Annotated in this window: 22 protein-coding genes; 2 read left to right on the top strand and 20 right to left on the bottom strand. The window is 72.4% G+C overall.

From position 1 onward, the window contains the following. Positions 1–33: 33 nt before the first annotated feature. From ACFWBB_RS24660 to ACFWBB_RS24595, 14 genes are all read right to left on the bottom strand, one after another. Positions 34–711, bottom strand: a complete 678-nt coding sequence (locus ACFWBB_RS24660; protein ID WP_385276413.1) for a response regulator — start codon at positions 709–711, stop codon at positions 34–36. Then, complete coding sequence (locus ACFWBB_RS24655) at positions 708–2,144, bottom strand: sensor histidine kinase (RefSeq protein ID WP_385276546.1); 1,437 nt, start codon at positions 2,142–2,144, stop codon at positions 708–710. Before ACFWBB_RS24655 ends, ACFWBB_RS24660 begins: the two co-directional genes overlap by 4 nt. 19 nt (positions 2,145–2,163) lie before the next feature. Beyond that, entirely contained in the window at positions 2,164–3,360 is a 1,197-nt protein-coding gene (locus ACFWBB_RS24650; RefSeq protein WP_385276543.1) for an acyltransferase, read from the bottom strand. 166 nt (positions 3,361–3,526) lie between these two features. Then, the gene (locus ACFWBB_RS24645) at positions 3,527–4,555 is read right to left on the bottom strand and encodes an alpha/beta hydrolase (RefSeq protein WP_385276410.1); all 1,029 of its coding nucleotides are present in this window, start codon (positions 4,553–4,555) and stop codon (positions 3,527–3,529) included. Between the two features lie 190 nt (positions 4,556–4,745). Continuing rightward, positions 4,746–5,630 carry an alpha/beta hydrolase gene (locus ACFWBB_RS24640; RefSeq protein WP_385276406.1) on the bottom strand — a complete coding sequence of 295 codons (885 nt, stop codon included), beginning with the start codon at positions 5,628–5,630 and terminating at the stop codon, positions 4,746–4,748. Between the two features lie 318 nt (positions 5,631–5,948). After that, positions 5,949–7,151, bottom strand: coding sequence for a kynureninase (gene kynU / locus ACFWBB_RS24635; RefSeq protein WP_385276403.1), 1,203 nt, complete (start codon positions 7,149–7,151; stop codon positions 5,949–5,951). Then, on the bottom strand, positions 7,144–7,989 hold the full coding sequence (locus ACFWBB_RS24630) for a tryptophan 2,3-dioxygenase family protein (protein ID WP_385276400.1): 846 nt from the start codon (positions 7,987–7,989) through the stop codon (positions 7,144–7,146). Before ACFWBB_RS24630 ends, kynU begins: the two co-directional genes overlap by 8 nt. Before the next feature lie 159 nt (positions 7,990–8,148). Beyond that, positions 8,149–8,562 (bottom strand): DUF3151 domain-containing protein, encoded by a 414-nt coding sequence (locus ACFWBB_RS24625; RefSeq protein WP_385276397.1) that lies wholly within the window; start codon positions 8,560–8,562, stop codon positions 8,149–8,151. A 65-nt stretch (positions 8,563–8,627) separates the two neighbouring features. Beyond that, a complete protein-coding gene (locus ACFWBB_RS24620) occupies positions 8,628–10,193 on the bottom strand; it encodes an MFS transporter (RefSeq protein ID WP_385276394.1) in 1,566 nt (521 codons plus the stop codon). 95 nt (positions 10,194–10,288) lie between these two features. Continuing rightward, a complete protein-coding gene (gene fbaA, locus ACFWBB_RS24615; RefSeq protein ID WP_385276391.1) occupies positions 10,289–11,320 on the bottom strand; it encodes a class II fructose-bisphosphate aldolase in 1,032 nt (343 codons plus the stop codon). Positions 11,321–11,520: 200 nt separating this feature from the next. Then, positions 11,521–12,075, bottom strand: a complete 555-nt coding sequence (pyrE, locus tag ACFWBB_RS24610; protein ID WP_385276388.1) for an orotate phosphoribosyltransferase — start codon at positions 12,073–12,075, stop codon at positions 11,521–11,523. Positions 12,076–12,123: 48 nt separating this feature from the next. Continuing rightward, positions 12,124–12,930: an aldose 1-epimerase gene (locus ACFWBB_RS24605; protein WP_385276385.1), complete on the bottom strand. Its 807-nt coding sequence runs from the start codon at positions 12,928–12,930 to the stop codon at positions 12,124–12,126. A 21-nt stretch (positions 12,931–12,951) separates the two neighbouring features. Then, entirely contained in the window at positions 12,952–13,782 is an 831-nt protein-coding gene (locus ACFWBB_RS24600; RefSeq protein WP_385276382.1) for an alpha/beta hydrolase family protein, read from the bottom strand. A 205-nt stretch (positions 13,783–13,987) separates the two neighbouring features. Further along, positions 13,988–14,839, bottom strand: coding sequence for an SRPBCC domain-containing protein (locus ACFWBB_RS24595; protein ID WP_385276379.1), 852 nt, complete (start codon positions 14,837–14,839; stop codon positions 13,988–13,990). Between ACFWBB_RS24595 and ACFWBB_RS24590 the strand changes: the two genes are divergently transcribed. After that, the gene (locus tag ACFWBB_RS24590; RefSeq protein ID WP_385276376.1) at positions 14,838–15,116 is read left to right on the top strand and encodes a hypothetical protein; all 279 of its coding nucleotides are present in this window, start codon (positions 14,838–14,840) and stop codon (positions 15,114–15,116) included. The two genes, ACFWBB_RS24595 and ACFWBB_RS24590, sit on opposite strands and share 2 nt — an antisense overlap. A 445-nt stretch (positions 15,117–15,561) precedes the next feature. Here the strand turns inward: ACFWBB_RS24590 and ACFWBB_RS24585 are convergent, their stop codons facing one another. The 4 genes from ACFWBB_RS24585 to ACFWBB_RS24570 all read right to left on the bottom strand — a co-directional run bounded on the left by ACFWBB_RS24585 (position 15,562) and on the right by ACFWBB_RS24570 (position 19,607). Beyond that, the gene (locus ACFWBB_RS24585) at positions 15,562–16,128 is read right to left on the bottom strand and encodes a lytic polysaccharide monooxygenase auxiliary activity family 9 protein (protein WP_385276373.1); all 567 of its coding nucleotides are present in this window, start codon (positions 16,126–16,128) and stop codon (positions 15,562–15,564) included. Positions 16,129–16,583: 455 nt separating this feature from the next. Beyond that, on the bottom strand, positions 16,584–18,233 hold the full coding sequence (locus tag ACFWBB_RS24580; RefSeq protein WP_385276370.1) for a polyamine aminopropyltransferase: 1,650 nt from the start codon (positions 18,231–18,233) through the stop codon (positions 16,584–16,586). Between the two features lie 95 nt (positions 18,234–18,328). Then, positions 18,329–18,892: a DUF2617 family protein gene (locus tag ACFWBB_RS24575; RefSeq protein WP_385276367.1), complete on the bottom strand. Its 564-nt coding sequence runs from the start codon at positions 18,890–18,892 to the stop codon at positions 18,329–18,331. A gap of 409 nt (positions 18,893–19,301) precedes the next feature. Then, entirely contained in the window at positions 19,302–19,607 is a 306-nt protein-coding gene (locus ACFWBB_RS24570; protein WP_385276364.1) for a hypothetical protein, read from the bottom strand. Between the two features lie 140 nt (positions 19,608–19,747). On the opposite strand from ACFWBB_RS24570, the gene ACFWBB_RS24565 reads away from it, so the two are divergent. After that, positions 19,748–20,944, top strand: coding sequence for a pyridoxal phosphate-dependent aminotransferase (locus tag ACFWBB_RS24565; RefSeq protein ID WP_385276361.1), 1,197 nt, complete (start codon positions 19,748–19,750; stop codon positions 20,942–20,944). 82 nt (positions 20,945–21,026) lie between these two features. Here ACFWBB_RS24565 and ACFWBB_RS24560 read toward each other — a convergent pair whose 3' ends face one another. Then, the gene (locus ACFWBB_RS24560; protein ID WP_385276357.1) at positions 21,027–21,377 is read right to left on the bottom strand and encodes a hypothetical protein; all 351 of its coding nucleotides are present in this window, start codon (positions 21,375–21,377) and stop codon (positions 21,027–21,029) included. Beyond that, positions 21,374–21,727 (bottom strand): prevent-host-death family protein, encoded by a 354-nt coding sequence (locus ACFWBB_RS24555; protein WP_385276355.1) that lies wholly within the window; start codon positions 21,725–21,727, stop codon positions 21,374–21,376. The genes ACFWBB_RS24560 and ACFWBB_RS24555 overlap by 4 nt, the downstream gene beginning before the upstream one ends. Positions 21,728–21,969 lie beyond the last annotated feature (242 nt).

Here is a 21,969-nt window from a genome sequence, read left to right as displayed (position 1 = left end):
GATGCCGTCGGGATGCCTCCCGAGAGCCACCGCTCAGTACCCCGCCGGTCTCACCAGCCCCGACTCGTACGCGAAGACCGCCGCCTGCGTACGGTCCCGCAGCCCCAGTTTCACCAGGATGCGGCCCACGTGCGTCTTCACGGTCTGCTCGGCGACCACGAGATGGTCGGCGATCTCCGCGTTGGACAGGCCCTGTGCGATCAGGGTCAGCACCTCCGTCTCGCGTTCCGTGAGGTCGCCGACGCGCTCCTTCTGCGGGGCTCTGGGCCTGCCGTCGAGGCGGGAGAACTCGGCGATCAGCTTGCGGGTGATGACGGGCGCGAGCAGGGCGTCGCCGGCCGCCACCACCCGGACCGCCTCGGCGAGCTGGTCCGCGGACGCGTCCTTCAGCAGGAAGCCGGACGCCCCGGCCCGCAGCGCGTCGTACACGTACTCGTCGAGATCGAAGGTGGTGAGCACCAGCACCTTGATGTGGGGGTGCGCGAGGGTGATGCGGTCGGTGGCGTCGATGCCGTTGAGCTCGGGCATGCGAATGTCCATCAGGACGACGTCCGGATCGAGTTCGTCGACCTTCGCGACGGCGTCCCGCCCGTGCACCGCCTGTCCGACCACCTCGATGCCCGGGTGCGCGTTGAGCAGCACGGTGAAGCCCTGCCGGACCATCTGCTGGTCATCGGCGATCAGTACGCGGATGGTGCCGCCGGTCGTCATCGCTTTCCTTCTTCTGTCAGGGGCCGGGCGCCCGGGCCGGCCACGTGCGCCGGTTCGTCCGGGAAGACGAGCTCGAGGCCGTCCGGGGTGCCGGGGTCGGCGGAGTCGTCCCAGGCGTGCGAGGTGTTCGAGCCGTCGCGGGGTGTCGCCACGCCGTCCCTCGGGAGGAACGCCGACACCGCGAAACCACCGTGCAGCGTCGGGTACGCGCTGACATGGCCGCCCAGCATCACCGCCCGTTCACGCATCCCGAGCAGACCGTGCCCCGCGCCGGGCGAGGCCGGTACGGGTTCGCGCGGGCGGGAGTTGGCCACTTCCAGGTGCAGACCCCGCTCATGGTGGGTGACCTCCACCCGCACCCGGGAACCCGGCGCGTGCCGCAGGGCGTTGCTGAGCGCCTCCTGGACTATCCGGTACGCCGACAGCTGCACGCCCGGCGGATACACGGGCGCCTCGCCCTCCACCGTGGCGACCACGTCCAGCCCCGCGGCGCGGGTGTTCTCCATGAGGGCGTCGAGGCGGTCCAGTGTGGGCTGCGGGGTGCCCGGGGCGGCTCCGGTGCCGGCCGCGCCGAGGCCGTAGGGGTCCTCGGGGTTCTCCGAGCGCAGCACCCCGAGCACCCGGCGCAGTTCGGCCAGTGCCTCCACGGCGTTCTGGCGGATACCGGCAAGGTTCTCCTTCAGTTCCTCGGACGGGTTCTCCACCAGGTGCGGGGCCACCTGGGCCTGGATGGAGATCACCGACATGTGGTGGGCGACCACGTCGTGCAGCTCGCGGGCGATCCGGTTGCGCTCCTCGAGTACGGTGCGGCGGGCACGCTCCTCGGCGGTGATCGTCTCCTGTTCGACGAGCCGGGTGCGGGCCTCGCGGCGGCCCCGCAGGGCGATGCCGAGGAGCACCACGACCGCGAACACGATCATCGCGGCCGGACCGGTCGGCGCATAGTTGGCAGCGCCGACAAGCCCTTCCAGGACGTAGGTGACCAGCGCGGTCAAGCCCAGCGCCGCCACGGAGGCGCGGGTGGGCAGGCGAAGCGACAACAGGAGCAGCACCATGGCGTGGGCGATCAGACCGGGTACGCCCCAGGGCCAGGAGGCGCCGGGCTCGGCCTGGCCCGACATCAGTTGGGAACGTGCGCCGAGGGCCACGACCACCGTGACCGTCGTCGAGAGCCACCACGCCGGAACCGGCCTCCACAGCGCCAGCACCACCGCCGCGCCCTGTGCGGCGGAGCAGAGGAGGGCGTAGTCGGCACCCTGATGGTATTCGTCGGTGATCTGAGCTCCGCCGGCCAGCGCGAGAGCGATGCCTACCAGCATCACGTGCCAGTGCGGCAGGCGTCTCAGCAGCACGAACGGCGGCAACGGTGCCGACCGGATCGTCCACAGGTCGTCCCGCAGCGTCCGCAGGCCCCTGGTCAGCCACTCCCCCATGCCGTTCATCCGCACCACCCTAGACACGCCGCGTCCCCCGCAGCCCCTGTGTGTTCCCGCGGTGTCCGACGCGCACCACGCGTGACCCGCCCGGCTCCCTCCCCGCGCGCCGCCCTCCGCCGCTCTCGAAGCCGTGGAACGCCGCCCAGCACACCCCCAGCACCAGGGCGAAGACCGGGAGCCACAGCAGCCGGGCCGCCACCCAGTCCAGCCCGTCGGGGACCGTGTGCAGGCCGGGCAGGCGGCCCGCGAACAGGCCCGTCGCGGTGGTCGCCATCATGGCCGTCTGGTGCCAGAGGAACACGGTCATCGCCGAGAGGTTGACCAGTGCCACCGCCGCCCAGACGAGATGCCCGCGCAGGGCACGGCGCAGCCGGTCACGCAGCAGCAGGGCCGCTCCGCACTGGGCGAGTCCGAAGGTGACGGCGGCCAGCGTCGGCGGGTCGAGGTTGGACACCGCCGCGCCCGGCACGCCCACCATCGACGCCGGGTATCCGGCCCGGCCGACGAGCAGCGCCGTCGTCACCGCCCCGCCGACCAGCAGGAGCAGGCCCGCGCGGGGGCGCTCCAGCTCGCCCCGGGTCCAGGCCGCGCCCACGGTGTACGGCACCAGCCAGCCCGCCACCACGTTCACCCAGCCGAGCCAGGACGGGCCGCCCAGGCCGAAGCGCACCAGGTCCACATGGAGCACGACGGCCAGCGGCCACAGGGGGTTGAGCCGGACCAGCAGCGGGGTCGCCGCCGTCAGCACGGCGAAGACCAGCAGGAACCACAGGGGTGACAACGCCAGTTTGACCACGGTGTGCACGGTGACGAAGGACGCGCCGCCGAGCAGGAGGCCCACCGCGGCCACGGTCCATACCGCGAGCACGGCGGCCACCGGGACGAACAGCCGCGCCAGCCGGGTTCTGAGCCACCCGACGTAGGTCCCGCCCCGCGCGCGGGCCGAGCCGAGGCTCCGGGTCGCCACATGGCCGCCCACCATGAAGAACACCGCGAGCGTCTGGAACATCCAGGACACCGGGGCCAGCCAGGGCATGGCCCCCAGCGGGCTCGCGGCGCGCAGGGCTCCGCCGTCGGCGACGAGCGCCGTCACCAGCCAGTGGCCGAGGACGACCCCGAGGATCGCCAGGGCGCGCAGGGCGTCCACGGCCCGGTCGCGCTGTGGTGGCGTGGCGGCGTCGATCCGGGCGGCGGCCCGGCGGATCCCGAGCAGCGCCCGCCCTCGCGACCCACGCTCCGGTGACGCCTGCCCCCGGGCCTCACGCTCCTGCTTCTCAGGCTCCGGTGCCTCACGCGCCGGTGTCTCGAGCTCCCGTGCCTCACGCGCCCGTGCCTCACGCGCCGGTGTCTCGAGCTCCCGTGCCTCAAGTTCCCGTGTCTCACGCACCGCTGACCTCCGAGGTCTCGCCGAGGACGATCCGGGCGATGTTGGCCAGGGACGCCGAGCCCGGCCTGAAGTAGTCGCTGTGGCCGCCGGGGCCCGCCGCGAAGACGTGGGCACCGAAGGACGGGGACAGCGGATCGGTGCCGAAGCCGACCGTCGTGCCGAACAGGCCGGCGCTGACGTGCGGGACGTCCGCCACCCAGTCGTCGGCGCCCCGGGCCGCCCAGATCCGCGCCCGGGTGCGCAGGTCCGCCGCCGACTCCGCGCCCGTGCCCGGACTGCCGAGGAGGACGAGATCCGTCACGTCGAGGTGCGGGGCGGCACGGCCGCACACGACCGAGCCGTACGAGTGACACACCAGGGTGACCTGGGAGCCCGGTCCGGTGACGGCTCGCAGCCCGCGCAGGAACTCCCGCAGGTCCGGGGCCGCTTCGTCGGCACGGTCCGGGGTGATCGCGGTGCCGCTGATGGTGCCGGGCGTGGTGTAGCCGAGCCAGGCCACCACCGCCGTACGTGACGCGCCGGCCTGCCGGGCGAGCCGGTGGTGCAGGGCGGCCGCTCCCGCGCGGAAGCGTTCGTAGGTGTCCAGCGAGGTGTCGGAGCCCGGTACGAGGACGGCGACACGGTCGGCGTGCGCGAGATCCCCGAACACCTCGACCGCGCGGCCAGAACCACGGCCGTCGAAGGAGAGAAGTCTGCGGGAGGGGGCGGCCAGCGCCCGGTCCGAGGCCGCGCGGTGGCTGTCCCCGTGGACGGCGGCCATCCGGGACGCCAGGGCGGCGTTGGCCCGGTTCGCGGCGTACGCCTCATCCAGCGTCGCCGCCGTCGGCGGGGCGAGGCGGGCGGGATCGGGGGCGGGGATGCCCGGCCGGGCCGCCGCGGTGAGGGGGACCACCACAGCGGCGGTGACCAGGACAGCGAGCAGCGCACGGAACCGGTGCCGGCCCCGGGGCGTTTCCCCCGCACGGCGCCACGGCCCCCGCCCCCGCCACTGCCACCGTTCGCGAAAACGAAGCTCCGCCATCCCCGCCCCTCCCCCGCCTGACGGCCCGCCATCGGGCCTTTCTGGCTTGGAAGTTACGGATAGGCGCTCGTCGTCCGCGTCCCGCTGGGGGACTCTCCTGCGACGTAGCTCTCAGGTACTACGGGTACGACAGGTCTGCACACCTACGGGAGGCACGGGCCCCCAGCAGGGGGATACCCACGGACCGGCATCACCAAGCCAGCTGGGCGATCTCCTCCGCCACCACCGCGCACGCGTCCGCTGCCGGGTCGATCAGCGGGAAGTGGCCGACATCCTCCAGGAGGGTCAGGCCCACCACCTCACCCGCCTTCGCCGCCGCGTCCGCGTACGCCTCGGCGACCGCCTGCGGGACGACGAGGTCGGTACGGCCCTGGACCAGGGTCGTCGCGACGCCGGTCGGCAACAGCAGCGCCGGGTCGGCGTACGGCCGCCGCTCCTCGAACTGCTCTTCTGGACCCAGGAGTTGACCGGCCGCTCCGCCGCACACGTCCAGCTTGCCGGCGACCTCGAAGTCGGCGATCGGGGCCAGCGCGACAACGCCCCGGAGCGAGGCCGAATCCCTGGTGCGCCAGGGCGCGTCGGCGGGCAGCACATGCCGGGCCGCCGCCCACAGGGCGAGGTGGCCGCCCGCCGAGTGACCGGTCAGCACCGTGCGGCGCGCGTCGGCCTGCGGCACGGCCTCCCGGGCGAGGGCGGGGAGCGCGTCGAGGGCCGCGGCGATGTCGTCGAAGGTGTCCGGCCAGCGCCCCGCGATCGGGGATGTCCCCTCCGGGGCCGGGCTCCCGGCGCCCCGCCGGTACTCCACGTTGGCCACGGCGAACCCGCGCTGGGCCAGATAGTCCGCGAACGGCGTGATGTGCCGCCGGTCGTACGGCGCCCGCCAGGCTCCGCCGTGCAGCACGACGACGAGCGGCACGGAACCGCCCGGGCCCACCCGCGCTCGCGGGACGTAGAAGTCGATCACCTGGTCGGGATGATCGCCGTACGCCGCGGTGACGTCGGGCTCGACGGGCGGATGCGCGAAGGCCGACGCCTCCTCGGCGGTGGCCCGGGCTGCGACAACGTCGTCCGGCATGCTCCAACCTCTCAGCGGCGATGGGGGTACCTCCCAGGCTTTCGGCCTGGGGGAGGATTTGGCGGACCAGGAGAGAAATCGGCCGTTGGCCGGGACGGTATCAGGCCCGTGACGTGCGCGGACACGCGGATGTCACGCTCGGTGAGAGGTAAACGGTTCTGCTGTTCCGCCACCCCGTCAGGTCCGCCCGCCGGGAAACTCCCTGGGCGTACCCCTAGGTACGCCCAGGAGACCCGGCCGGTTCAGCCGACCGGGTCACTTCGCCAGGTCAGCGCACTTTCCCGGTGCACTTTCTCGGCGCTTCCGCGGCGCGGTACCTCAGCGCAGTTCCTCCGCCAGTACCCGTGCCGCCCGCTCCACGTCGGCGAACCCGACGTACAGCGGGGTGAAGCCGAAGCGGAGGACGTCCGGGCTGCGGAAGTCGCCGACGACCCCCCGTCCGATCAGCCGTTTCATGACCTCGCCGGCATCCTCGCAGCGCAGCGCCACCTGGCTGCCGCGCTCCTCGTGACGCACCGGAGTCAGCGACTCGACCCGTCCCCCGGGGACGTACGCGGCGACGCATTCCAGGAAGAAGTCCGTCAGGGCCAGCGACTTCGCGCGCACCGCCTCGACCGGGACCCCGTCCCAGACCTCGAGTGCCGCCTCCAGCGCGAGCATCGACAGGATGTCCGGGGTGCCGACCCGCCCGCGCCGCGCACCGGTCGCCGGCTCGTACGTCTCCCGCATGCCGAAGGGCTCGGCGTGCGAGTTCCAGCCGGGCAGCGGTGAGTCGAACCGGTCCTGGAGGCCGCTGCGGACGTACAGGTACGCCGGTGAACCCGGGCCGCCGTTCAGGTACTTGTAGGTGCAGCCGACCGCGAGGTCCACGCCGTGCTCGTCGAGACCGACGGGCAGGGCGCCCGCGCTGTGGCAGAGGTCCCAGACGGCGACCGCGCCCGCCGCGCGCACGGCGGCGGTGAGGGACGGCAGATCGTGCAGCCGGCCGGTGCGGTAGTCGACGTGGTTGAGCAGTACGGCGGCCGTACGCTCCGACAGCGCCGCCGGCACCTCGCCCGGCGTCACCGGGCGCAGGGTGCGGCCGGTGAGGCGGGCCGCGGACTCGGCGATGTAGCCGTCCGTGGGGAAGGTCGTCGCGTCGACGAGGATCTCGTCCCGGGCGCCGTCCACCAGGCGTACCGCGCCCACGAGCGCCTTGAAGACGTTGACGCTCGTCGAGTCGCCGACCACGATCTGCCCGGCCGCCGCACCCACCAGCGGGGCGATCCGGTCGCCGATCCGCTCGGGCGCCGTCCACCAGCCGCTCTCGTCCCAGGACCGGATCCGCAGCGCGCCCCACTGGCGCCGTACGACGTCCTCGACGTGCCCGGGGACGGATCGCGGCAGCGCGCCCAGCGAGTTGCCGTCGAGGTAGACGCCGTCGTCGAGGAGGAACTGGGCACGCTTGCCCGCCAGCTCGTCACCGCCGTCCAACTCCTTCGCCTTGAAGGCGAGTTGCTCGAAGCCGAGGCGCTCAGACATGGGACCTGGCCGTCCACAGCTCGGGGAACACGTTCTTCTGCGCGCGCTTCTCCAGCCAGGCCACCCCGGCCGAGCCGCCGGTGCCCGCCTTCGCGCCCATCGCGCGACGGGTGGCGACGAGGTGGTCGTTGCGCCAGCGCCACACCAGCTCGGCGACGTCCGTCAGCGCCTCGCCGAGGCGCGCGATCTCGTCACCCCCGTCACCCGAGTACACGGCCGTCCAGACCGCCTCGACCTCCGCCGAGGGCTCGTAGCGCCGCGAGACGTCACGCTCGACGACGGACGACGGGACCGCGTGACCGCGCCGGGCCAGCAGCCGCAGCACCTCGTCGTACAGGCTCGGCTCGTGCAGCGCCTTCTCCAGTTCCGCGTGGACGCGGGGCGCGCCGCGGTGCGGGACCAGCATGGACGCGGACTTGTCACCGAGCAGGAACTCCAGGCGGCGGTACATCGCCGACTGGAAACCGGAGCCCTCGCCGAGCGCGGAGCGGTACGAGTTGAACTGGGCCGGGGTCAGCTGCCCGAGCGGCTTCCAGGACGCGTTCAGGGCGTCCAGCTCGCGGACGGAACGCTTCAGCGCGTCGATCGCCACCGGCACCCGGTCCTGGCGGAGTGCCTGTGCGGCGGTCTCCCACTCGTGCACGATGACCGTGAACCACAGCTCCATCACCTGGGTCGTCACGAGGAAGACCATCTCTCCGGGGTCGTCGGAGAGGGTGTGCTGGAGGTGGGTGAGCACGTCCGCCTTGACGTAGTCCTCGTACGGCGTCGTACCTGCGAAGTCGAGATGCGGGGTCTCGGGCTCCGAAGCCTCGAAGGGCTGAGCCTGCTGGGACATCGCTGTCTCCTGTTGTACTCCGGGTAGCGGTCCGCCCCTGCCGTTACCGACACGGGGGCCCCGGTCCCCACCGGCACATAGTGCGCAATGCCGACCGTTGAGCGCAAGGCCCGCCTGGGTCACACCAGACGGGCCTCGGAACAACACGCAGGTGAACGGCTATCCCAGGGTCTGGGCCGCCGCGGGCGAGGAGTCCTTCAGGAACTGTGAGCAGCGCTCCCACTCCTCCTGCTCACCGATGGCCTGCGCGGCACGGGCGAGGCCGTGCAGGGCGCGCAGAAAGCCGCGGTTCGGCTCGTGCTCCCAGGGCACCGGGCCGTGGCCCTTCCAGCCGTTGCGGCGCAGGCTGTCCAGGCCGCGGTGGTATCCGGTGCGGGCGTAGGCGTACGACTCCACCACGCTGCCCCGCTCGAACGCGTCGTCGGCGAGCTGGGCCCAGGCCAGCGAGGACGTCGGGTACTTCGCGGCGACGTCGGCGGGCGCCGTGCCGTTCGCGAGCAGCTCGCGCGGCTCGGGGTCGTCGGGGAGGTGGGTCGGGGGCGGTCCCCCGAGGAGGTTTCCGTGAATGGACATGCGTCCAGTCTGCGCCATCCACGGGCCAGCGGGCCCGCCCGGCCCGGGCGACGCCCGGATCGGGGTCAGCCGTCGCCCAGGGACAGGCGCCCCTTCGCGCGCTCGCCCTCCAGCGGTGGCGCCAGCACACTCCCGTGCGTCCTGCACTCCGGCCTGCGGCAGTCCGGGGCCGGGCGGCGGACCGTCGTGAAGGCGACCACCGCGCCCACCACGAGCACCCCCGCGCACAGCACCATCGCCCGTCCGAAGGCCTCGTCGAAGGCGGTGGCCGAGCGGTACGCCTCCGCGCTCATGCCGGTCAGCAGCGGCAGCGCGGCCACGGCCACGAGACCGGCCGCGCGGGCCGCCGCGTTGTTGACGCCGCTGGCCACACCGGCCCGGGAGACGTCCACGGAGGCCAGGACGGTCGCGGTGAGCGGGGCGACCAGCGTGACCATGCCGCAGCCCAGGACCAGGACGGCGGGCAGGACGTCGGCGGCGTAGGACGCGCCGGGCCCGACGCGCAGCATCAGGAGCATCCCGGCGGCGCACAGCAGCGGGCCGACGGTGAGCGGGATCCGCGGCCCGATGCGCTCGGCCAGTTCGCCGGAGCGGGCGGACAGCAGCAGCATCAGCACGGTGGTCGGCAGCAGCGCCGTACCGGCGCCGAGGGCGGACCAGCCGACCGCGACCTGGAGCTGGACCGCGGACAGGAAGAAGAAGCCACCGAAGGCCGCGTACACACACAGGGTGACCAGGTTGACGGCCGTGAACTGGCGGGACGCGAAGATGTCGAGCGGCAGCATCGGGTCCGGGTGACGGCGCTCCACCGCCACGAAGGCGACCCCGGCCGCGAGTCCCGCGACCGCCGCCCCCGAGACCACCCCTACGGACCCGCTCGGGGCCTCGATCAGCGCATACGTGACGAGGGCGAGCGCCAGCGCGCCCAGGAAGGCGCCCAGCACGTCGAAACGCGCGTGCGGACGGTCCTTCGCGGTCCCGACGGCGCTCTCGGCAGCACTCCCGGTCGCGATCCCGGTCGCGATCCCGGTCGCTCCGGAACGCGAGGGCCGTCCGTCCGACTCCGGCACGTGCCGGAGTGCCACCGGCACGCACACCACCGCCAGCGGCACGTTCAGCAGGAACACCCACCGCCAGCCAGGACCGTCCACCAGCCAGCCGCCCAGGAACGGCCCCACGGCCGCCCCGATGCCACCGAACCCGGACCACAGACCCACCGCCCGCCCCCGGTCGTCGGCGTGGAAGGAGGCCTGGATGAGCGCGAGGGAGCCCGGCGTGAGCAGTGCGCCGCCGACCCCCTGCAACGCCCGCGCGGCGACCAGCACCCCCGCGTTCGGGGCGATCCCGCACAGCAGCGAGGCGGCGGCGAACCACACCACCCCGATCACGAACACCTTGCGCCGCCCGTAGTGGTCCCCCAGGGAGCCGCCGAGCAGGATCAGCCCGGCCAGGGTCAGCAGATACGCGTTGACGGTCCACTGCAGGGCGGCCAGGTCGGCGTCCAGGTCGCGGCCGATGCGCGGGAGGGCGACGTTGACGACGGTCGAGTCCAGCATGGCCATGCTGGAGCCGAGCACGGTGGTGAGCAGGATCCACTTGCCCTGGGGGGAGGCCAGCCGGACATCGGGCATGCCCCCAGGTATACAGCGAGCCCGGCGCCGTAGACAGACGCCGGGCTCACCCGTACCCGTAGTACCTCCGGGGGACCCAGAGGTGCCTTCAGGGGTTACTTGATCTTCTGGCCCGCCGAGCGCAGGTGCTGCGTGGCCTCGGTGACGCGCGCGGCCATGCCTGCCTCGGCCAGCTTGCCCCAGGTCCGCGGGTCGTAGGTCTTCTTGGAGCCGACCTCGCCGTCGACCTTCAGGACGCCGTCGTAGTTGCGGAACATGTGGTCGGCGACGGGACGCGTGAAGGCGTACTGCGTGTCCGTGTCGATGTTCATCTTGACGACGCCGTTCTCCAGCGCGGTCGCGATCTCCTCCGGGCTGGAGCCGGAGCCGCCGTGGAAGACGAAGTCGAACGGCTGGGAGCCGGCCGGCTTGCCGTACTTCGCGGCGATGCCCTCGTTCAGCTCCTTGAGCAGGTCGGGGCGGAGCACGACGTTGCCCGGCTTGTACACGCCGTGGACGTTGCCGAAGGACGCGGCCAGCAGGTAGCGGCCCTTCTCGCCCAGGCCCAGCGCCTCGACGGTACGCACCGCGTCGTCGACCGTCGTGTACAGCGAGTCGTTGATCTCGTGCGAGACGCCGTCCTCCTCGCCGCCCGTCGGGGTGATCTCCACCTCGAGGATGATCTTCGCGGCGGCGGTGCGGACGAGCAGCTCCTGCGCGACGGCGAGGTTGTCGGCGAGGGTCTCGGCCGAGCCGTCCCACATGTGGGACTGGAAGAGCGGGTTGCGGCCGGCCTTCACCCGCTCCTCGGAGATCGCGAGCAGCGGACGGACGAACCCGTCCAGCTTGTCCTTCGGGCAGTGGTCCGTGTGCAGCGCGACGGTGACCGGGTACTTCTCGGCGACGATGTGCGCGAACTCGGCGAGGGCCAGCGACCCCGACACCATGTCCTTGCTGTACTGGCCGCCCGCGAACTCGGCGCCACCCGTCGTGATCTGGATGATGCCGTCGCTCTCCGCCTCCGCGAAGCCGCGCAGTGCCGCGTGCAGGGTCTGGCTCGAGGTCACGTTGATGGCCGGGTAGGCGAACTTGCCTGCCTTCGCCCGGTCGAGCATCTCGTTGTAGACCTCGGGGGTTGCGATGGGCATCTGTCCGCTCCTTGGTGTCTGCGGGTTGGCGATCTGTCGATCTGCGTACTACGGCCCTGACCTAGACCTGGGGTGCGACGTCATCGTCGGTCCCATCTTTCCAGACCTGGGCGAATGGTCCACGACTGGTCCACGCCTGGTCCACGCGCCGGTCAGGTGCAGGTCAGGTGCAGGTCACAGTGCAGGTCAAAAGCGGCCCGTCAGTCCAGACCCAGTTCATCCTTCGAGAAGGCGAACAGGTACGGCACGCCCGCGCCCTCGCGGATCTTCTCGTCGGCGCCGGTCGCCCGGTCCACGATCGTCGCCACGGCCACGACCTCGCCGCCCGCCTCACGCACGGCCTCCACGGCGGCGAGCGGCGAACCGCCGGTGGTGGAGGTGTCCTCGACGACCAGGACGCGCCGGCCCTTGATCTCAGGGCCCTCGACCCGCCGCTGGAGCCCGTGCGCCTTCGCCGCCTTGCGCACGACGAAGGCGTCCAGCCGTCGGCCTCGCGCGGCGGCCGCGTGCAGCATGGCGCCGGCCACCGGGTCGGCGCCCATGGTCAGACCGCCCACCGCGTCGAAGTCGAGTTCGGCGGTCAGGTCGAGCAGCACCTGCCCGACCAGCGGAGCGGCCTCCCCGTCGAGGGTGATGCGGCGGAGGTCGACGTAGCAGTCCGCCTCCAGACCCGACGACAGGGTCACCTTGCCGTGCACCACGGCCTTGTCCTTGATCTGCTGCAGCAGCGTGCCGCGTACATCCACGTCCGTCATGCCCCTCAGCTTAGAGGCGTGGCCCGGAGGGGAAATCCGGGCCGAAGCTCAGAGCCGCGTCCAGCGCCAGGTGGTCGTGGCCTCCAGCGGCTCCAGGGGTGTGACCAGACGCGGAAGCGTGTTCAGGCCGTTGGGCGGGCCGGTCTGCGGCTCCACGCACACGGCCGCCTCCTGCTCGTCGTAGACGACGACCCACTCCTCGGGGCTGGTCACCCTCAGCTTCAGCCGGCCGGGCCAGGTGAGGCCGACGTCGACACCGCCCGGCATGCCGAAGCAGTCGTCCCAGGGGCCGGGCTTCGGCGCGACGCGGTTGCCGGTCGGCAGATGGTCGTCGCCGCGCTCCTCCTGCCACCCCGGCTCGAAGGAGACCCGCACGTCCTGGCCCTCCTGGCCCTCCTGGCCGCCCAGGTTCCGGTTGAACCAGGGGTGCCAGCCGATCTGCGCCGGGAAGGACGAGTCGTACGTCTCGACGGACATCGCGAGGGTCAGGTCGTCCCCGGTCAGCGTGAACACCTGGGTGACCAGGCCGGCGAAGGGCCAGGGCGCCACCAGCTCGTACGTCAGCACGGCCTCGCCCGCCGAGCGCCGCGCCACCTTCCAGGCACCGTCCCGGGCGGTGCCGTGGATGGCGTTCGGCGCGGCGTTGAGCGGCATCTGGTGAACGGCTCCGCCGTCCCGGAAGCGGCCGTCGCGGATCCTGCCGCACCAGGGGACCATCGGGAAGCAGCCGAAGCGTTCCCCCTGGCGCAGCAGTTCGAGGCCGCCGACGCGCAGCCCTCCGACCCGGCCGCCGTTGCCCGGCTGCACGGTCACCTCCGCGTCGCCCGCGGTCAGCGTGATGTCTTCGTCACTCACGGGACGACCCTACTGGGACGATCAGACCGGTGCGGTGGCGGACCGGCCGAGATGCCTGGCGAAGAACCGGGCCGCGCTGTCCGCCTCGAACCTGGGGAGTTCCTTGTGCCTGCCGGCGTTGGCGTGCAGCGTCTTCTCCTTCGAGGCGAAGGCGTCGAACAGGGCGAGACCGGCTTCGCGCGGGATGTGCTCGTCGTCCCACTGGAGCGCGAACTCGACCGGGACGGTGATCCGCTTCGCCGTCTCGACCAGGGACTCCGGCCAGAACTGGCCGAAGACCGCGGCGGTGATCCTGGGTTCGACCGCCGTCAGCGGCACCCCGATCGCGGTGCCCATGTTCAGGCCGTAGTACCCGACCGGCCCTTCGTCGCCGATCTCCGGCAGTTGCTGAAGGGCGTCCAGGGTCGCCCGCCACTCCGGCACGGCACGCTCCGCGAGATGGGCGTTGTACCGGACGACGATCGGGCCGACCGGTTCGCCCGCCGCCATGGCCTCTTGCATCACGGCGATCTCCCGCTCGTCGCGCGCCGTGCGCGGCCGGCCGCCGTGACCGGGCGCGTCGATGGTGGCCACATGGAAACCGCAGCGGGTCACGAGGGGGCGGGCGCGGCCGACCATCGCCGGCGCGTTCCTGTCTGTGCCGCCGCCGTGCCCCAGCAGCACCAGGGGTGCGCGTCCGGTACCGGACGCGGGCGAGCGGAGTACGCCGGTGACCTCACCGATGGTGAACTCTCGTTCGCGGACACCGCCGGACGTCGCGTCCGTCGCGTCTGTCGGGTTCTTCGGCGCGTCCGTCGCGTCCACGGGGTTGGTCGTGCTCGTCGTGTCCGACGTGAAGTGCAGTGCGTGCATGAGGTGTTGCCTTTCGGGATCGCCTGGTTGTCGAGGCGCTCCCGGCGACACCTACGTCGGTCGCCCGGCCGTGACGGAAAGGGGGAGCACCCATACGGATACAGCGTTCATGGGTCTCACCTCCTCGCCCGACAGCACGGTCTTGCGCACACTACCGGCCGGACGCCGTCCGCCCAACCGGTTTTCGCCGCGCCTGTTCTTCGGCTCAGCCGCGTCGGCGCAGTGCCCTGCCCACCACGATCGCCGACGCCACCACCAGCGCGGCCGCCGGAGCGGCCCACCGCAGTGTGCTGTTCGGTACGAGGGTCTGCGGGGCCGGGACCGGCGCGTAGCGGCCGCGCGGCGGGGCGTGGTCCACCTCCTCGGCGCTGCGCCCGATCATCGTCCGGCGCGCGTGCGCGGCCTCCGCGGGCGGCTCTCCGGGCCCGGTGAGGTCCTCGAGCCCGGCGGGGGGCACCTCCGCCTCGAAGACGGTCGCGGAGGCCGGCGATCCGTCCACGTCATCCACGTCATCCACATCGTCGACATCGTCGGCGTCGTCGGTGGCGTCCACGTCATCGGCGGTCTGCGCACGCGCGGCCGGGGCCTCCTCCGGCACGGATTCCGCGGATTCCGCTGCTTCCGCCGTCTCCTGCGGAACGGTCGCCGCCAGGTTCGCGGCGAAGCGGTTCAGGAGCCGGGCGACCGCCGAGTCCACCGCCTCCGACGGCAGCTCCGTGATCCGGCCGTCCGCCGACGCCGTCCCCTCGAAGTGGAGCGTCGAGCCCGCGTCGGCCTCCCGCAGCCGCAGCGTGAGGGCCAGTTTCACCCCGCCGCTGCCGCGTGCCTCGCTCGCGTCGCCCTCCACGGCGTACGCACCGTCCTCGCGCCGGGAGACCCGTACGGTGCCCCGGTACGTGATGGTGTGGCCGCCGACACGCACCTTCAGCCGCCCGGCGACGGGCTCGGTGCCGGCGTCCTGCTGAAGGCCGGGGACCGCCCGGGCCACCTGCGCGGGATCCGCGAGGGCCGCCCTCAACCGCTCGGCCGGAACCGGAACGAACACCTCTTGCTCCATGACAGCGGAGCCTACCCAGCGGTCACCGGAAAGCACCCGGCGAAACCGGGAATGGGCACCGCCGGGCGAGGACCCGGCCGTCCTCGCCCCGGCCGCGGCCGCGGCACTCAACCTGCTCGCCGACGCCGTCCGGCGCCGCGGCACCGACCACGACGACATCGTCCAGGCCCTCAAGGCCGCCGGTGTCCATGAGGGGTTCGCGAGCGTCTTCGACGCCGCCTCCGAGCGCGTCATGGAGGCCGCCGACGGGTCACCGGCAGCAGTTGATCTCGTGTAGCAGCGCCGGGCAGCAGGCCGAAACGACTGGTCGCTGCACGGCGCTGCTGCGTTGCAGCACGCTATCTGCTGCTCGAGCAGCACCCGTGTGCCGCCCGGGTGCCGGCCTCCCAGTGCCCACGCCCTCCGGCGCCCCGAACCCCTTGTTTCGACCACCGAGCAGCACCGCCCACCGCCCTCTTGCTGCACCGTGCAGCGGGATGCAGCAGCGCCCCCGGACCAACTGGTGGTCCGGGGGCGCTGTATGGGTGCTCGGGAGGCTCCTACGCCTCAACGGGATGTGACGCACGGTGAACGTGACAGGCGGCCGGTTGTCCGGTGGCAGCGGAGCTGGACCGATTGCCACCGAACTTGGACCACCGGCCGTTTGTGGCCGTGAACGGGGTGTGCCGGCCCTGCCGTTGTTGCGGGGCCGGCACACGGTCGCGCCGTGGAGCGCGGTCGTTCTATGTGTATTGGAGGTCGATGACCTGGTAGAAGGCTTGGCCGGTGTCGGCGACCTCCCAGACGGCGAGCAGGACGTGGTGGCCGACGCGGCGCTCGGGCAGACGCATGGTGTGGGTGGTGGGGTTGCCCGTGGCGAGCGGGTACTCCCAGTAGGGCTGTTCGGTCAGCTGGACGCTGTGGAAGGGCTTGGTCTCGAACTGGGCGCGGGTCAGGGCCTGCTTCGGGTCCCAGTCGTTCTTGGTGAGGAAGTAGTTGAAGCGGCGGGTCTTGTGTTCCGCGTGGAACCCCCAGGTGATCTCCAGGTTCTGGCCGGAGGTGACCGGGTGCTTCTTCCAGTCGCGGCCAACCTCGTCCAGGGAGGCCGCGAAGTCCTTCCCGGCGCTGGCGATCCGCCTGTCCTCTGGCGGCTGGGCGTTGACCACGTCGCTCGGGGCGAAGGGATCGGACAGGCCCGCCTGCGTCTGAGGGAAGAACTTGCCGGCCTCCAGGCCGTTGGCCTGCCAGTCCTCCAGGTAGAGGTGGGCTCGGGAAGGGGGAGAGCTGACCGCTCCGTGCCTGGACTGCATGAGACGCTCCTTGCGCTAAGTGTGCGTTTGCACACGGAACGTTACCGGGATGGGCGCGGTCCGCCCGCTCATTCGGACCTCGCGCCGCGGTTCTCCATCGCTGCCCTGGTCGGCGGTCCTCCGACAGGCGATCTCGACCGTTTGCCAAGTGATCCTGACCGCTCGTAGCTCCCCGGCACTCGAGGTAGTGCTGACCGATCCTCTAGACCTGCGGCCCATCCTCACCGTCACAAAAGGCCGCTGCTCCATCTTCAGTGACAATCGGTCCGACTTCGCTGTCACAGGACACCGGTGCCTCTTGCCTCCCAGGGGTGCGGGGCCAGTTCCGGAGCGGCGGCCAGACGTGCGGACCGGTGCACTGCCCGCAGGCGGCGCAGCCGGCACCACCCCGGTACCACCCCTCAGACCGCCCGGTACTGACCGGCGGCACCGCCCGGTACCGCCCGTACCGCCGCTCAGTACCGCGGATGCACCAGTGTCGAAGCCCGGACTCCCTCGACCCGGGTTCCCTCCGCCGCTTGCGCGTCCGCGGTCAGCTCGGCCTGGGTCAGGGTGCGCCGTGCGGGCTCCTGCCGGTCGAGGCACAGCGGCGGGCGGGTGTCGGCGGTGGCCAGGACGAACCCCCAGTCCCGGGGCGCCCGGGAGGTGTCGGCGGTACGGTCGGGTCCCGCGGTGAGGCCGGTTTCGCGGCCGTCCACGCGGTAGGGGGCGGTGTGCAGGCCCGCCGCGCGCATCGTCGCCTCGACCGTCCAGAACACGCGCGCCCGGGTGACGACCGGTCCGGCGTGCACGACGAGGCGGCCGCCGGGGGCGAGGGCGCGGCGGGCGAGGCCGTAGAACTCCTGGGAGTAGAGCTTCGTGCTCGCCGTGATGCCGGGGTCGGGCAGATCCGCGACGACCACGTCGTACGTCGCCGCAGGGGCCCCGCGCAGCCACCGGAAGGCCTCCTGCGTGGCGACGTGGACGCGCGGGTCGCCATAGGCGTGACCGTTGAGGCGGGACAGGGCCGGGTCGGTGCGGGCCAGCCGGACCAGGCCGGGGTCGAGTGCGACGACGTCCACGCGGCGGACGCCGGGGTGACCGAGGGCCTCGCGGGCGGCCAGGCCGTCACCGCCGCCGAGGATCAGCACGCGCGCGTGCGGGCCGCTCATCGCGGGATGCACCAGGGCTTCGTGATACCGCCGTTCGTCGTGGCCCGCGAAGCGCAGACGGCCGTCCAGGTAGAGGCCGAGCGGATGGCCGTCGGTGCCGCCGGTCAGGACGATCTCCTGGACGCCGGTCCGCACCGCCACGCGCACGTCCTCGCCGTACACCGCCTGCCGGGCCGCCCGCTCGAAGTCGTCGACGAGGACGGCGGCGGAGGCGAGGACGCCGAGGACGGTGATGTTGGCGACGAGCAGGAGGCAGCGGGCCCGGCAGCTGAGGTCGCGGCGGAAGAGCCCCAGGACCAGCGCGGCCCCGGCCAGGACATTGACCCCGCCGGTCAGCAGGGAACTGGTCAGCTGGCCCAGAAACGGCAGCAGCAGGAACGGGAAGGCGAGGCCGCCCACCAGCGCGCCCACGTAGTCCGCGGCGAACAGGTCGGCCACCGCGCCGCCCGCGTCCTGGCGGCGGATGCGCTGGATGAGCTCCATCAGGAGGGGGACCTCGGCGCCGATGAGCAGACCGATGGCGAGGGAGAACGCGACGAGGAGGACGCGGGGGCCGTCGGCCCACAGACCGCCCCAGTCGCCCGTCCAGGCGAACACCGCGTACAGCGCCATGGCGCTGCATCCGCCGACCAGGGCGAGGGTCGCCTCCAGCGCGCCGAAGCCGGCCGCGGCGAACCGGCGCAGCCGTTTGGCGGCGAGGGAGCCGATGCCCATCGCGAAGACCATCACGGACAGCACGACGGAGGCCTGGGTGACGGAGTCGCCCAGGAGGGAGGAGGCGAAGGCGACGAGTTCCAGTTCGTAGACGAGCCCGCAGGCCGCGCAGACGAAGACGCACGCGAGGACCAGGAACCGCCCGGTGTCCGGCCGGACGGGGAGCCTCGCCGGCCCGTGCCGGGGTGACTCCCCGTCCGGCCGGACACGGGGCATGGCCGTCGCGTGCGGTTCGATCACAACTGCGACGTTACGTGACGGAACCGGTGCCCTTCGTCACCCACACGTGTGTAATCCAAGGGCGTGTGCATCCGGACGTTTGAGCCGCCGCAGCCTCAGACTCCCCCGGCGGAAGCACTCGCGGACAGGCCGGACAGGCCGGCCTCGCCCGTCCGTGCGCGCACACCCACCCTCGTCCTGGTCGCCACCAGCTGCCCGTCCTGCGGGTACGCGTGCCAGGTGCGCCAGTGCACCTGACCGTCGCTGCGATGGGCGAGCAGGGCCGTGAAGGCGTGCGGACTGCCGGGGAAGACGCCGGCGAGACCGTGCGGATGCTCGGAGACGAGGGCCAGGAGTTCCTGCGCGCGGCCCGCGAACCGGCCGGGCGAGAGCACCTCGACGCGGGCCGCGAACTCGTACTCCCAGTCGCCGACGCGCTTGGCGACGCCGAGCGGGAGCGGGGTGCTGCTGCCGGGGATGCAGGCCACCGTCTCCGAACAGCAGCCCTGCTCCTCCTCAAGCAGCACCTGGTGCGATGCGCCGAGCAGTCTCAACTGCATTCTGGCACCCGACAGTTCGAGGTCGAGCGTGGCGAGGGCGGGCAGCGGCTCACGCCCCAGGGCCCAGGCGAGATCGGCCGCGCGCGTGTCGCTGTAGGAGGTGTTCAGGGTCGTGAGCATGGATCGGCTCCGCGGAGACGCAAAGAGGAGGGGGTAGGTCCGGCGCATCCCGGTCGAAGCCGGGAGAACGGCCCCGGTCAGCCCGGTCTGGGTAGGTCGTCCGCTGGGGACTCCCGCGGGGTCCGAGGGTCTGCGTTGGTGGTTTAGAGGGAATCATGAACTGCGGTGGCTCCACAGCGTTTTTACCCAAGTTCGTGGGGTTTCCATCCCCCGGGGGGTCCACAGCTCAATTGTTCATCCAGGACGTGCCCCAAGCGGCCCAGACGTGCTTCCGCGCGCCCCACATGAAAGGCGCGATGGCGGGTAGGGAGTTCGGCCGCTCCGCGTGGTGCGACCGCGGAGCCCGTGGTCAGGCCGGGCCCCGCGGTCCGGATGCGGCTCCCCCCGCGGGGAGCTCAGCTGCCCCGTGTCAGCTGCCTCCGCCGCATCCGCCGCCTCCGCCGCAGGACGACCCGCCCCCGCAGGACGACCCTCCGCCGCAGGACGATCCCCCGCCGCAGGAGTGGCCTCCTCCGTGATGCCCGCCGTGGCCGCCGCCGGACCCGCTGTCGCCACCGGCCCACCAGCCGGCGCCACCACCGGCGGCGCTGCCGCCGCCGTACCTGCGCGACCGGCCGCCGCGGTACGACCGCGCGGCGCTGTTCCTGCGGGCGTTGGCCAGCATGGCCGCCACGAAAACGATTCCGATCACCGCCAGGATGATGCCCAAGAACATGGCGTCACCCTCCTTCCGTGTCCCCCGAAGCGGCCCCCCGTGGGCGCTTCGCGCGGTGCCCGAGCGCCGCGTGAACGGGGGATGCCCGCCTGTCTCAGCTGCCAAAGCAGAGTTGAGGAACTCCAGAGCTTCGGCGCAGGATGACGGGTATGACCTCCACCGCGCGCCCCTTCCTCAACAGCCGCCTCGCCGAGTTCGGGACGACGATCTTCGCCGAGATGTCCGCCCTGGCCGCGGCGACCGGCTCGATCAACCTGGGGCAGGGTTTCCCCGACACCGACGGTCCCGAGGAGGTCCGCGAGGCGGCCGTGCGGGCGCTGCGGGACGGGCGCGGCAACCAGTACCCGCCGGGCCCCGGTGTCCCCGAGCTGCGCACGGCGATCACCGCTCACCAGTACCGCCGCTACGGCCTCTCCTTCGACCCGGACACCGAGGTCCTGGTCACCGCGGGCGCCACGGAGGCCATCGCCGCCACCCTCCTCGCGCTGCTGGAGCCCGGTGACGAGGTCGTCGCCCTCGAGCCGTACTACGACTCCTACGCGGCCTGCATCGCGATGGCGGGCGCCACACGGGTGCCCGTCACCCTGCGCCCGGACCCCGGGCAGGCCCGCTTCCGCCTCGACCTGGACGAACTGCGCGACGCGGTCACCGAGCGCACCCGGCTGCTGCTGATCAACACCCCGCACAACCCGACCGGCACGGTCCTCACCCGCGAGGAGCTGACGGCGATCGCCGAGCTGGCGGTGGAGCGGGACCTGCTCGTCGTGACGGACGAGGTGTACGAGCACCTGGTCTTCGACGAGGCCGAGCACGTGCCGCTGGCGACGCTGCCCGGGATGCGGGAGCGGACGGTCACGATCGGCAGCGCGGGCAAGACGTTCTCGTTCACCGGCTGGAAGGTCGGCTGGGTCACGGCGGCGCCCGGACTGGTCACGGCGGTGCGCTCGGCCAAGCAGTTCCTGACGTACGTGTCGTCCGGCCCGTTCCAGTACGCGGTCGCCGAGGCCCTGGCCCTGCCCGACACCTACTTCGACGCCTTTGGCGCGGACATGCTGGCCAAGCGCGACCTGCTGACGGCGGGGCTCACGGACGCGGGCTTCTCGGTCTTCCGCCCGGCCGGCACGTACTTCGTCACCGCCGACATCCGGCCCCTCGGCGAGAGCGACGGCATCGCCTTCTGCCGCTCCCTCCCCGAACGCGCGGGCGTCGTCGCCATCCCCAACGCGGTCTTCTACGACCACAAGGACGCGGGGGCGCCGTACGTCCGCTTCGCGTTCTGCAAGCGGACCAACGTTCTGGACGAGGCCGTGGCCCGCCTCAAACGGCTCGCCGCCTGAGAGCGCGCCGGACGGCCACTGCGGACGAACGACCCGGCATCCGCTCTCGCTCAGGGAAGCCGGGCCGTTCCTCAAGCACCGATTACTCGGTGTCTTTGGGATGACTGGTCGATGCGTAGGCGAGGATGACGGTCGAGGTCTCCGGGCTGACCAGGTATCGCACCCTGCCACCACTCGTGATCTCGTACTCCCGCTGTTCCAGGGCGGAGCCCTTCCATTCCCTGGTGGCGTGCCTGCCGCGAAGCTGGTGCTGACGGTTCCAGTTGGCCCGCGACAGCGGGTCCGTGCGAAGGGCTTCCAGGCAGCGATGCGCGTTCGGCAACGCCACCCGGCACAACTCCTCCCAACCGGTCGCGGCCTCCGTCGTTCCGTGGACGACGTTCCAGCCGCTCAGCGGGGGGACGATGACCCGGTCGCCTTTCTTCGGGCTCACCCGTGCACCTCGACCGGGCCGAGGTCCACGTCACCAAGCGGACGGAGTGCTTCCCTGAGCTGGTCAGGGTCGGCGTTGATGCGGGCGGTTGCCCGCCATGAGACGATCGCCCGGTGCACGGCCTCCCTGGCGCCCAGCTCAGCGGCGTCGGACAGTGCATCCAGGAGCTCGACTGTGAATTCCCGGACTTCTTCGTCGTCCAGGTGACGCACCCACGGGAACACCTCGGGCAGCGCGAGCAGAAGCGACCTGGCACCACCGTCCTGCTTCATCAGGGCAAGGAACAGCCGGGACGCGGTGGTCAGGTTCTCCTCGCTGCGCTCGGCGTGCATGGCGGTGGTCAGCACCATGTCGGGCGCGTCTCGATGCGTGACACGCAGGCATCCCAGCACGTCTTCGGCAGTCCGAAGGACCGGCGCACGGCGGACTACGTGGCGGGCCGCTTCGGCTGAGCCATCGGTCCGGCGGGAGCGCCCGGCGGGACGCGAACGGAAGCGGGCGCCCGTCCACAGGCGGGGGGGGGGGCGCCCCCCGCCCGGAAGGCACGGGGCGGGCCGAAACCGGGGGCGCGGGCGGGGGGGGGGGGGGGGGC

Source organism: Streptomyces sp. NPDC060000, assembly GCF_042737375.1.
GTDB lineage: Bacteria > Actinomycetota > Actinomycetes > Streptomycetales > Streptomycetaceae > Streptomyces.
This window is presented reverse-complemented; position numbering and strand designations above follow the sequence as displayed.

What these genes read in the sequence shown, in the direction of transcription:
- ACFWBB_RS24660 (WP_385276413.1), bottom strand. Translation starts at nt 711, where the DNA reads ATGACGACCGGCGGCACCATCCGCGTACTGATCGCCGATGACCAGCAG.
- ACFWBB_RS24655 (WP_385276546.1), bottom strand. Translation starts at nt 2,144, where the DNA reads ATGGGGGAGTGGCTGACCAGGGGCCTGCGGACGCTGCGGGACGACCTG.
- ACFWBB_RS24645 (WP_385276410.1), bottom strand. Translation starts at nt 4,555, where the DNA reads ATGGCGGAGCTTCGTTTTCGCGAACGGTGGCAGTGGCGGGGGCGGGGG.
- ACFWBB_RS24640 (WP_385276406.1), bottom strand. Translation starts at nt 5,630, where the DNA reads ATGCCGGACGACGTTGTCGCAGCCCGGGCCACCGCCGAGGAGGCGTCG.
- kynU (WP_385276403.1), bottom strand. Translation starts at nt 7,151, where the DNA reads ATGTCTGAGCGCCTCGGCTTCGAGCAACTCGCCTTCAAGGCGAAGGAG.
- ACFWBB_RS24630 (WP_385276400.1), bottom strand. Translation starts at nt 7,989, where the DNA reads ATGTCCCAGCAGGCTCAGCCCTTCGAGGCTTCGGAGCCCGAGACCCCG.
- ACFWBB_RS24625 (WP_385276397.1), bottom strand. Translation starts at nt 8,562, where the DNA reads ATGTCCATTCACGGAAACCTCCTCGGGGGACCGCCCCCGACCCACCTC.
- ACFWBB_RS24620 (WP_385276394.1), bottom strand. Translation starts at nt 10,193, where the DNA reads ATGCCCGATGTCCGGCTGGCCTCCCCCCAGGGCAAGTGGATCCTGCTC.
- fbaA (WP_385276391.1), bottom strand. Translation starts at nt 11,320, where the DNA reads ATGCCCATCGCAACCCCCGAGGTCTACAACGAGATGCTCGACCGGGCG.
- pyrE (WP_385276388.1), bottom strand. Translation starts at nt 12,075, where the DNA reads ATGACGGACGTGGATGTACGCGGCACGCTGCTGCAGCAGATCAAGGAC.
- ACFWBB_RS24600 (WP_385276382.1), bottom strand. Translation starts at nt 13,782, where the DNA reads ATGCACGCACTGCACTTCACGTCGGACACGACGAGCACGACCAACCCC.
- ACFWBB_RS24590 (WP_385276376.1), top strand. Translation starts at nt 14,838, where the DNA reads ATGACAGCGGAGCCTACCCAGCGGTCACCGGAAAGCACCCGGCGAAAC.
- ACFWBB_RS24595 (WP_385276379.1), bottom strand. Translation starts at nt 14,839, where the DNA reads ATGGAGCAAGAGGTGTTCGTTCCGGTTCCGGCCGAGCGGTTGAGGGCG.
- ACFWBB_RS24585 (WP_385276373.1), bottom strand. Translation starts at nt 16,128, where the DNA reads ATGCAGTCCAGGCACGGAGCGGTCAGCTCTCCCCCTTCCCGAGCCCAC.
- ACFWBB_RS24575 (WP_385276367.1), bottom strand. Translation starts at nt 18,892, where the DNA reads ATGCTCACGACCCTGAACACCTCCTACAGCGACACGCGCGCGGCCGAT.
- ACFWBB_RS24570 (WP_385276364.1), bottom strand. Translation starts at nt 19,607, where the DNA reads ATGTTCTTGGGCATCATCCTGGCGGTGATCGGAATCGTTTTCGTGGCG.
- ACFWBB_RS24565 (WP_385276361.1), top strand. Translation starts at nt 19,748, where the DNA reads ATGACGGGTATGACCTCCACCGCGCGCCCCTTCCTCAACAGCCGCCTC.
- ACFWBB_RS24555 (WP_385276355.1), bottom strand. Translation starts at nt 21,727, where the DNA reads ATGGTGCTGACCACCGCCATGCACGCCGAGCGCAGCGAGGAGAACCTG.